At 74.5% G+C, this 10,380-nt stretch carries 6 protein-coding genes; 2 read left to right on the top strand and 4 right to left on the bottom strand.

Annotation, left to right across the window (positions count from 1 at the left end):
• Positions 1-86: 86 nt before the first annotated feature.
• On the bottom strand, positions 87-2,351 hold the full coding sequence (locus ACFXGA_RS16470) for a caspase family protein (RefSeq protein ID WP_378088591.1): 2,265 nt from the start codon (positions 2,349-2,351) through the stop codon (positions 87-89).
• A gap of 91 nt (positions 2,352-2,442) precedes the next feature.
• Here ACFXGA_RS16470 and ACFXGA_RS16465 point away from each other — a divergent pair, with 91 nt between their 5' ends.
• Both ACFXGA_RS16465 and ACFXGA_RS16460 read left to right on the top strand, forming a co-directional pair.
• Entirely contained in the window at positions 2,443-3,327 is an 885-nt protein-coding gene (locus ACFXGA_RS16465; protein ID WP_378088589.1) for a LysR family transcriptional regulator, read from the top strand.
• 82 nt (positions 3,328-3,409) lie between these two features.
• On the top strand, positions 3,410-4,270 hold the full coding sequence (locus tag ACFXGA_RS16460) for a maleylpyruvate isomerase family mycothiol-dependent enzyme (protein WP_378088587.1): 861 nt from the start codon (positions 3,410-3,412) through the stop codon (positions 4,268-4,270).
• A gap of 158 nt (positions 4,271-4,428) precedes the next feature.
• Here the strand turns inward: ACFXGA_RS16460 and ACFXGA_RS16455 are convergent, their stop codons facing one another.
• From ACFXGA_RS16455 to ACFXGA_RS16445, 3 genes are all read right to left on the bottom strand, one after another.
• The gene (locus tag ACFXGA_RS16455) at positions 4,429-6,630 is read right to left on the bottom strand and encodes a discoidin domain-containing protein (RefSeq protein ID WP_378088585.1); all 2,202 of its coding nucleotides are present in this window, start codon (positions 6,628-6,630) and stop codon (positions 4,429-4,431) included.
• A 123-nt stretch (positions 6,631-6,753) separates the two neighbouring features.
• Positions 6,754-7,797 carry a LacI family DNA-binding transcriptional regulator gene (locus ACFXGA_RS16450; protein ID WP_378088583.1) on the bottom strand — a complete coding sequence of 348 codons (1,044 nt, stop codon included), beginning with the start codon at positions 7,795-7,797 and terminating at the stop codon, positions 6,754-6,756.
• A 4-nt stretch (positions 7,798-7,801) separates the two neighbouring features.
• Positions 7,802-10,183, bottom strand: coding sequence for a glycoside hydrolase family 3 C-terminal domain-containing protein (locus ACFXGA_RS16445; protein ID WP_378088581.1), 2,382 nt, complete (start codon positions 10,181-10,183; stop codon positions 7,802-7,804).
• Between the last annotated feature and the right edge of the window lie 197 nt (positions 10,184-10,380).

The raw sequence follows: 10,380 nt of genomic DNA, 5'->3' as shown, positions 1-10,380 counted from the left end.
GGCGGTTGGCCGCGGGGTGGGCCGGGGCCAACGGCCCGCCGCCGCTTCCCCCCCCGGCGGCGCCGTCGCGGGGGGGGGGGCCGGGGTCAGGTCGGCCAGATCCGGTCCACCGCCCACCAGGCGACGGCGGCCAGCGCCCCTCCCACGCCGAGCGCGGGGACGAAGGCCCACTCGGCGCCCACCAGCACACCGGTCGCGGCGGCGCCACCGCCGACCGCGCCGAACCGCCGCACCCACTTCCGGTCGTCGTTCTTCGCGGCGACGGACGGCCGGGGCGGCTTGCGCCCGGCGCGCAACCCCGCGGCGTCGGCGCGGTGGCGCGTCCACACCCACACCTCCGGCCGCTTGAGGAACGACCGGTACGGCGACACGCCGGCCAGGAACCGGCCGTCCGCGCTCAGCACGGGCGACCACAGGTCGGTCGGGATCGTCCGCTCCACCTGCCCGTCCACGACGCCGCGCAGCTCCAGGCCGTCCCACCCCCGGCAGATCAGGACGTCCAGCCCCGGGCCGAACCCGACGGGACCGGTGAACGACGCCCCGTCGAGCCGCGCGGAGCCGACCACCTCCCAGGTGTCGGCGCGCCACACCGTGACGACCCGCTTCGACGCCGCGGCCAGCAGCGCGCCGTACCGCAACCCGGTGACCCGCACGTCGTCGAGCGCGGTGGAGCCGAGCCGCGTCCAGTTCGTCGTGTCCCACAGCTCGACGCGCCCGTCGTCGGTCGCGACCACCAGGCGCGGGGTGTCCGGGCAGAACCGGGTGTCGCGCACGTCGTGGAACACCGGCTCGGTGAGGGCCCGCCAGCCGTCCCCCGCGTCCTGGAAGAGCGTCACCGTGCCGCCCGACCTGACGGCCAGCATCGTGCCGTCGTGGTTGAAGCAGACCTGCTCGGACCGCCCGGTGGTGAACACGCGGGCGACCTCGTCCCAAGTCGAGGTCCGGTAGACGGCGAGGCCGGCGCCCTCGGCGGCCACGACGAGGCGGTTGTCGGGGCTGAACGCCCGGACCTCCGCATACCGGGGCAGTTCGAACACCGGCTGCCAGCGGTTCGTGCTCCGCACCACCGCGCCCGTGCCCAGCATGGACGAGTCGTTGCTGAAGACCACCCTGAGGTGTCCGGATCCGGCGACGCCCCGGGCGTCGAACTTCGGGACGGGCCGCCGCAGCAGCGGCCGCAGGTCCCCTCCCGGCCACGGCGGGCGGCCGGGCCGCGGAGCCGGTCCACGGGGTGGCGGCGGGCCTTCCGGCGCAGGGACGGGCGCGGCGGCACCCGCCGCCCGGGACGGGTGCGGTCGGGGGTGGTGGCGCGGTGTCGTCGTGGCAGGTGTTCCGGGCACGGTGTGGGGCTCCGGCGCGCCGACGACCGCACCGCCGTCGGAGGTCTGCGGTGGTGCGGCGGGCGCCGCCTCCGGCGCCAGGAGTTCCCGCGCGGCGGCGGACAGGTCCCGGTCGACGCCGTCCGCCAGCGCGCGCAGCGCCGTGAGCGAGACCTGGTCGCCCGTCCGGGCGCGATCGTCGAGGATGCGCAGCCCGGCCCGGCGGAACCCCTCGTCGGAGCTGCGTAGCAACCGGCGCAGCTCAGGGGCCAGTTCGGCGGGCAGCGGCGTGCCCGCGTAGGCGATCCGCACGTCACCCGACAGCGTTCCGCTGCTCGTCGGCGTCTGGTCGGGATTCGTGCGGCGGACGTGGTCGTAGACGTACCGGTAGAGGTCACGGGCGCCGATCTCGCCGTCGTGGTCGAGGTCCGCGGCGCCGGTCCGCAAGCCGTCGATGATCGCCTTGGTGAAGACGGACGGCTCGGCGCGGTCCTCGACGTGGTCCCCGACCGGCTCGTAGGCGTACTGGATGTGCGTGGACGCCGTCATGACCACGCATCCGCGGCCTTCCTCCGTCAGCTGCTGCACGACGTCGACGTCCTCGGTCGCGCGCGGCAGCATCCCGCTCGGGAACGCCCCGCCGTAGCAGCAGTCGAGCCACACCACGACCCGCCCGGCCAGGCTGTCGTCGATCTGTCTGCGGACGAACGCCGCGTCCAGCGAGGTGGTGGCGAGCACGGTGTGCCGGGTGTCGGTGGTGACGAAGTGGAGGTCGCCGAGCCTCGCCTTGACCCCGTGCCCGGAGAGGTAGAGCAGGACGAGGTCGTCGCGCCCGGCCTGGCCGAGGACCGTCTCGATGCGCTCGCGGAGGTGTTGGACGGGCTCGTTGACCAGCACCTCGGTGGTGAAGCCGCCGATCGCCGGGTCGCTCAGGACGGTGTCCAGCTCGGCGGCGTCCAGGCGCGGCGCGCGCAGGGCGCCGAAGGTCGGATCGCGATAGGTGTCGGTGGCGATCAGCAACGCTCGGCGCATGGGACGAGACTAGGGACCGGGGAACGCCGGTCGCCGGGGTTCGCGCCGGGATCACCGGAACAGGCCCGCACCGGCGAATACGCTGCGCGGCATGAGTCCTCCCGACGTGGACACGAGGGTCCTGCGCTACTTCGTGGCGGTGGCCGAGCGGTTGAGCTTCACCGGGGCGGCGCGGGACCTGTACGTCTCCCAGCCGGCGTTGAGCAGGCAGATCCGGCAGCTGGAGGCGGACCTGGGGGTCGAGCTGTTCGTGCGGACCGGCCGGGAGGTCCGGTTGACCGCGGCGGGCGGCGAGCTGCTGCCGCGGGCGCGCGAGGCGCTGTTCGGCTGGCGGGACGCGGTGCGGGTGGCGCGGTCGACGGCGGCGGCCGAGTCGAACGTGCTGCGGGTCGGGTTCGTGGCGTCCGGCGGCGGCGAGGTGGCGCGGCGGGTGCGGTCGGCGTTCGCCGCGCGGCGGCCGGACGTGGTGGTCGAGCCGAAGCGGTGCGACTGGGGCGGCGAGCCGGACGCGCTGCGGCAGGGGCTGGTGGACGTGGCGTTCGTCTGGCTGCCTGCCGACACCGACGGCCTGCGGTTCCGGGTGGTGGCCACCGAGCCCCGGTACGTCGCCCTGGCCCGCGACCACCCGCTGGCCGGGCGCGGGTCCGTGGGCATCGCCGACCTGCGCGACGAGCCGCTGATGTGGACCCGCAAGGCGCCGAAGGAGTGGGTGGACTGGTGGGCGGTCAACCCCCGGCCGGACGGCGCGGAACCCGTGTGGGGCCCGGAGAACGACAACGTGGAGGAGATGCTGGAGCACGTCGCGTCCGGCGCGGCGGTGTGCCTCGGGCCGGAGTCGATGGCCGGGTACTACGCCCACCCGGACCTGGTGTGGCGCCCGGTGACCGACGTCGAGCCGCTGCGCATCGCGGTCGCGTGGGTGCCGGGCGACACCGGCTCGGCGGTGCGCGAGTTCGTGGCGACCGCGCTGCGGTGAGGGGCGAACAGCGCAGTCGAGGAGAAACCGACGCGCCGTCCGCGCTGCTACGGTCCGATCACCGTCGCGCGAACGACCGGGGGTGGACGTGTCCGACCAGTGGTCCGCCGTCCGCGCCGTGCTGCCCGACGTGACCGGGCGGTTCGCCGACCTCGTCCTCGCGGCCGACCCGGACGCGGCCGCCACCCCCGACTGGACGGTCGCCGACACGGCCGCGCACGTCACCGCCATCGCCTCGATCTACACCACGCTGCTCGCGCCCGGCGGCGGCGTGACCGACCCCGTCCTCGCCGCGCGGATCCCCGCCGTCACCGTGGACACCGTCGCCCACCTGAACGACCTGGCGCTGCGCCGCTTCACCGAGCGCGACCCGGCCGCCCTGGCGGCGGCCCTGCGGTCGCTGGCCCGGTCGATCCTGGAGCTGACCGCGCGGGCCGACCCGGACTCGACCGTGCCGTGGCTCGGCGGGTCCCGCGTGCCGGTCGCGGGCGTGCTCGCCCACCTCGTCAACGAGCTGCTCGTCCACGGCCGGGACATCGCCCGCGCGGTCGGCGCGCCGTGGGCCATCCCGTCGCACGAGGCCGCGCTGTTCTTCGACCTGTTCATCGTCGGCATGATCCGCCACGACGTCGGCCGCCTGCTCGACGGCGAACCGGCCCGCGACCGCCGCATCGCGGTCGCGTTCCGCTCCCGCCACACCACCCCCGTGACGCTCGTGCTGCACCGGGGCCGGGTGGCGGTCGGGGAGCCCGGCGGGCCGGTGGACGTGCGGGTGCGCTTCGACCCGGCCGTGCTGCACCTCGTGCTGTTCGGCCGGGTGAGCCGGGCGCGTGCGGCGTTGACGGGGAAGCTGCGGGTCGGCGGGCGGCGGCCGTGGCTGCTGCCCGCCTTCCTCCGCGTCGTGCGGATGCCGACGAACGCCGTGCCGGCGTCGGCGCGCTAGGGGAGCGGCCGGACCCGCCGGATGCGGTCGTTGTCCTCGGTCTCCTTGCCGGAGTGCGCCGAGTGGTCCGTGCCCGACCTGTGACGGGCGCCCGCCCGCCGCGGGACGCACGACCGCCCCGCCGGAACACCGGCGGGGCGGTCGTCACGCGTCGGCCGTCACGGGTAGTTGACGACGTACCGCTGCTGCGTGGCCATGTTCGCCGGCCCGCCGATGCCGTTCACGACGTTGTCGATCGTGCCGACACCGCCCAGCGACACCGTCACCAGGTCGCGCAGCCGCACGCCCGACCGGTTGGGCACCTCGAAGCCGTTGGCCGTGTGGATGCTCGGGTCGGCCTGGTTGAACGAGTACACGCCCATGCCCCAGCCGTCGTGCGTGGTGACGTGGTCGGCCACCTTGTACCCGGCCCAGCCGAGCTGGGAGCCGTTCATCCACGCCGCCTGGTTCGGCGGGTCGTACGGCAGCTCGTTCTGGAAGAAGTACGTCCGGCCGCCGTTGCCGTTCCACAGCACGTTGTACTGCTGGTAGTGCTCGACGAACAACCCGTACGCCGTGACGTTGTCGCCGTTGACGACGACGCCGTTGCGGCCGGTGTTGACGTTCCAGCCGACGCCCGCGCCGTGGTCGGCCCGCCAGACCCACGTGTGGTCCACGATCACGTTGTCACTGTTGATCTCCAACGACACCGTCGCCTTGCCCGCCTGGGAACCGCCGACGCGCAGGTACACGTCGTGCAGCGAGGTCGGGTTCGACGCGTGCGAGGCCGAGGAGTTCGTCGGGCCGACCTGGAGGAGCACCGGCGAGTTCTGCACGCCCGCGTCCACCAGGAAGCCGGCCAGCTTCACGCCGTCCACATCGGACACCGCCATCGCGGCCTTGCCGGTGTCGGGCGACAGGGTCGCCAGGCCCAGGCCCAGCACCACGGTGTTCGGCCGGGTGACGTTGATGGTGTCGCTGAGGCGGTGCACACCCGGCGTCAGCAGCAGGTGCTTGCCCTGCGCCAGCGCCGCGTTGGTCGTCGCCACCGGGGTGCCCGGCTTGACGATGAAGAAGTCCGCCAGCGAGATCGACTGGCCGGCGGGCGCGCCGGCCTCCCAGCTCGTGCCGCGCGAGTTGGTGCGCAGCGCCGGGACGAACACCTTGTACTCGCCGTTCTCGAAGTACAGGAACGGCTTCTCGCGCACGATCGGCGTGGTGTCGACGGTGGTGTGCGACGGGTTCGGGAAGTGCTGCGGCGGCGAGCCGGGCGAGCCGACGAACACCATGTTCCACACCGAGCCGTTCCAGCCGCCCGCGAGGTTGCTGTTGCGGGTCAGGAACTGCTGCTGCGAACCGGACACCGTGACGCCGTCGATCTTGCTGTCCACGATGAGGCCGCCGGACGCCCAGCCGTCGCCGCCGTTCCACAGCTGGACCTGGCCGGACAGGTGCATGCGCCGGTACGACGCGGCCTGCGACACGGCCCACCGCTCGATCTGCCCGGCGGGCAGGTTGACGAACAGGTTCTCGGCCTGCCGCCAGAAGTTCTGCGTCGCGTTGCCGAGGTTGTTCGGGTTGTCGCCCTGCTGCAACCAGTCCGCCTCGACGCGCACGTGGCCGTTGAGCCGCACGTCGTCCGGCCGCAGGCCGAGGCCCGCCACCTGGGTGTAGAAGCGGAGGTTGACGTCGGCGTCGTACACGCCCGGCTTGTAGAGGATCGCGTACCGCTCGGGGCCGAACTGGTTGGTCTTCATCTGGACGGCGATCTGGTCCAACCGGGCCTGCATCGCGGCCCGGTCGTAGCCGGGGCCGTAGATCAGCACGTTGGGACCGAAGTCCGGGTTGCGCGGGTCGGTCGGCGGGATGACGACCCCGCCCGTGGTCTCGGTGTTGACGGCCAGCTCCCACAACGAATAGCCGTAACCGGTGGCGCGCGCCGTGCCGTAGACCCGGAGGTAGCGGCCGGAGCCCGCCACGGTCAGCGTCTGCACGCCGCCCGTGCCGGTGGTGGTGGAGTAGACGGTGTTCCAAGTGGACGCGTTGTCCGACAGCTGCACCTGGAACGCGCGGCCGTACGCGGCCTCCCAGGTCAGCGTCACGCGGCACACCTGCTGCGTGGAGCCGAGGTCCACCTGGAGCCACTGCGGGTCGGCGAACGCGCTGGACCAGCGGGTGCCGGTGTTGCCGTCGACCGCGGCGGTGGCAGGGGTCCCGCCGTTCTCGACGGACGAGGCGGTCACCGGCCGGTTCAGCGCGGCGTTGGTCGTGCCGCACTCGGCGGCCTGCGCGGACTGGGTGATCACGGGGCTGAGCACCGCGGCGACGCCGAGTGCCAGCGCGGCGGTCAGGACCCGTGACAGGGAACGGGGAGAGCTCATGGTCCTACCTGACGAGGTAAGGGGCACGAGATGGCCCGGAGCTGTGCCTCCGTGGCACCGGAGGCGCTGAGAGAGCGCTCTCTCGGAGCGTAACGCCGATGTTGCGAGGACGTCAACGACGGTTCAGGCGGAGTCCCGCACGACCAGCGAGGGCTCGAAGATGACGGACCTGGGGCGCAGTCCCGGTTCCTCGACGTGGTCCAGCAGCAACCGGGACATCCCGGCCGCCATGTCCTCCACCGGCTGCCGCACGGTGGTCAGCCGGGGCCGGCAGGACAGCGCGGGGCCGCTGTCGTCGAAGCCCACCAGCGCCACGTCCTCCGGCACCCGCCGCCCGTGCTTCTGCAGCACCAGCAACGCGCCCTGGGCCATCAGGTCGTTGGCGGCGAACACGCCGTCGATCCCCGGGTGCTCGGCCAGCAGCCGCTCCATGGCCGCCTCGCCGCTGGCCGAGGTGAACCCGCCCTCGGCGATCGGCACGTACGGGAACCCGTGCCGGGCCAGGGCGTCGCGGAAGCCGGTCAGCCGGTCCTGCGACGCGGGCACGTCCAGCGGGCCGGTGATCGTCGCGACCTGCGCGCAGCCGCGGCGCACCAGGTGGTCGGCGGCGAGCCTCGCCCCGGCCTGGTGGTCGAGGTCCACGTAGCTGATCGGCACGGGCCGGGCGGGCCGCGCGAACAGCACGGCGGGCAGCCGCGCCTCCACCAGCCGGGCGGGCAGCGGGTCCTCGGCGTGCGTGGAGACCAGCAGCGCGCCGTCCGCGCTGCCCTGCCGCAGGAACGCCAGCACGTCCTCGCGGGCCGGTTCCGTGTCGGCCACCATCAGCACCGGGTGCACGCCGCGCGTGCGCAGGAAGCCGAGCACCCCGCTGGCCACCCGCCCGAAGAACGGGTCGGAGAACACCCGGGCCGCGAACGCGTCCTCCTCGCCCGGGTCGCCCGCGCCGGACACCACGAGCGCGATCGTGCCGGCCCGCTTGGTCACCAGCGACCGGGCCGCCCGGTTGGGCGCGTACCCGGTCTGGTCGATGGCCGCCCGCACGACCTCCTGGATCCGGCGGTCGACGTTGCGCGTGCCGTTGATGACCCGGGAGACGGTCGCGCGGGACACGCCGGCGACCCGCGCCACGTCCTCCAACGTCGGCGGGGTCGTCGGCGGTCTGCTCATGCGGTCATTCTGCCACGTGCGGAGAGCGCTCTCCGGGGCTGAGCGGCGTGTCGCCGGCGGACCGCCCGACCAGCAGCGTGAACGCGCCCGGCTCGACCTGCCAGCCGTCGGCGGTCCAGTGCCGGTAGGCCCGCTCGGGCACCTCGACGTCCACCTCGACCGCCTCGCCGGGCCCGGCGGAGACCGCGGCCCAGCCGCCCAGCCAGCGCTCGGGCCGCTCGACCGCGCTGTCCGGCCGCGTCACGTAGACCTGCACGACCTCGCGCCCGGCCCGGTCGCCGGTGTTGCGGACCCGGACCCGGACGCCGGTCGCCGTCGCGGTGGCCTCCTCGTAGGCCCACGTCGTGTAGCCGAGGCCGTGCCCGAACCAGTAGGCCGGCCGGGCCTGCGACCGGTGCCACGCGCGGTAGCCGACGTGCAGGCCCTCGTCGTAGCGCAGGACCCCGCCGTCGGGCACGACGTTCGACACGGGCAGGTCGCGCTGGTCCGCGGCCCACGTCGTCGGCAGCCGCCCTCCCGGCTCCCGGGCGCCGGTCAGCACGTCGGCCAGCCCGTGCCCGGCCTCCTGGCCGGGGAACCAGGTCAGCAGCACCGCGGCCACCTCGTCGCGCCACGGCAGCTCGACCGGGCCGCCGGAGTTGACCACGACGACCGTCCGCTCGTTCACCGCGCGGACCGCGCGCACCAGCTCGTCCTGGCGTCCCGGCAGGGCCAGGGACGTGCGGTCGAAGCCCTCGCTCTCGATCTCGTCGGTGGTGCCGACGACCACCACCGCGACGTCGCTCGTGCGGGCCAGCCCGACGGCCAGCGCCAGCTCGTCGGCCTCGCCCAGGCGGGGCGGGTCGGCGGCGAGGACGGTCGCCGTGCCGGTGTGCTCGCGCAGCTCGCGCCGGGCCACGAGGTCCACCGCCGTGCCGGCTTCGAGGTGCGCGGTGGCGTGCCGGTAGGGCGGGGTGAGGTGGATGACGGCGGGGTCGTCGGTGTCGAGCGGGACGTCCTCGTCGATCAGCCGCTCGCCGGCCACGTCGAGGGTGAGGCGGCCGAACCCGGCCACGGAGATCCGCCAGTCGCCGGTCGCGTCCACCGCGAGCCGCCCGCTCACCTCGATCGCGTGCGCGCCCTCGACCAGTGGCACCTCCAGCACGCGGCCGAGGAGGCGGTGCTCGGCGGACAGCTCCGCGCCGTCGGCGTCCAGGAGGCGGACCAGCACGCCGGGCTCGCCGTTGCCGGGGTGGCGGGTGTTGGCGGTGGTGAGGGGTTCGGGCCGGTCGCCCAGCCGGACGCCCGGCGCGTGCCGGACGTCGGCGACCTCGCGCAGGCCGTCCAGGAAGGACACGACGGACTCGGGGTAGACGCCCGCGCTGCCACCGCCCTGGATGCGGGCGGTGGCGGCGTTCGGTCCGAGGACGGCGACCTTCGCGCCGGGGGACAGCGGAAGGGCGCCGTCGTTGCGCAGCAGCACGGTGCTCGCCGCGACGGCTTCGCGCAGCAGCTCGTGCGGCGCGGCGACCTCGGGTCGGGTCGGGGTGGCGCCGTTCAGCGCGCCGACCCGGGCGGCCAGTCGGAGGAGCCGTTCGACCTTGCGGTCGAGCGCGCTCTCCGGCACCTCGCCGCGTTCGACGGCGGCGGCCAGGTCGTTCCACGGGCTGTGCGGGCCGGGCATGGCGAGGTCCTGGGCGGCGTTGGCGGAGGCCGCAGTGGAGCGGACCGCGCCCCAGTCGGACACGACCAGGCCGTCGAAGCCCCAGGAGCCCTTCAGCGGCTCGTCCAGCAGGGGGCTCTCCGACATGGTGGTGCCGTTGACGCCGTTGTAGGCCGACATCACCACCCAGACCCCGGCCTCGACGGCGGCCTCGAACGGGACCAGGTAAACCTCGTGGAGGGTGCGTTCGTCCACCTCCGCGTCCAGGGTCATGCGCTCGGTCTCGGAGTCGTTGGCCACGTAGTGCTTGGCCGTGGCCGCGACGCCGCCGCTCTGCACGCCGGCGACGTAGGCCGCGCCGATGCGGGCGGTCAGCACCGGGTCCTCGGAGAAGCACTCGAAGTGCCGGCCGCCGAACGGCGAGCGGTGCAGGTTCAGCGTGGGGGCGAGCAGCACGTCCACGCCCTTGCGGCGGGCCTCGGCGGCCAGCAGCACGCCGAGGCGGCGCACCAGGTCGACGTCCCAGGTGGCGGCCAGCGCGGTGGGGGAGGGCAGTGCGAGGGACGTGCTGCGCTCGTCCCACCCCTGGCCTCGCACGCCGATCGGGCCGTCCGACACCACGATCGACCGCAGGCCGACGTCCGGCTCGTCGTGCGTGCGCCACCCCGTCGCGCCGGTGAGCAGCCGAACCTTGCGCGCCACGTCCAACTTGCCGACCAACTGCCCCACGTCCGGCTCGACCACCACAACCCCCAGTTCCGGAGAGCGCTCTCCCGCCCAGCCTCAGGCCAACCGCCCACCGTGTCAACCACCGTCACCCGTCCCGAGCGTTGAATTCAGGGGTCCTGGGCGGGGGGCGCACGTGCGCGGGGGGGGTGGGGGGACACGCGCGTCGAAGGGAGGCCCCCCCGGGGGGTGACCCTCAGGCCCCGGGGGGGGTG

This window comes from Actinosynnema sp. NPDC059335 (assembly GCF_042752395.1).
In the GTDB taxonomy this organism is placed as follows: Bacteria; Actinomycetota; Actinomycetes; order Mycobacteriales; family Pseudonocardiaceae; genus Actinosynnema.
This window is presented reverse-complemented; position numbering and strand designations above follow the sequence as displayed.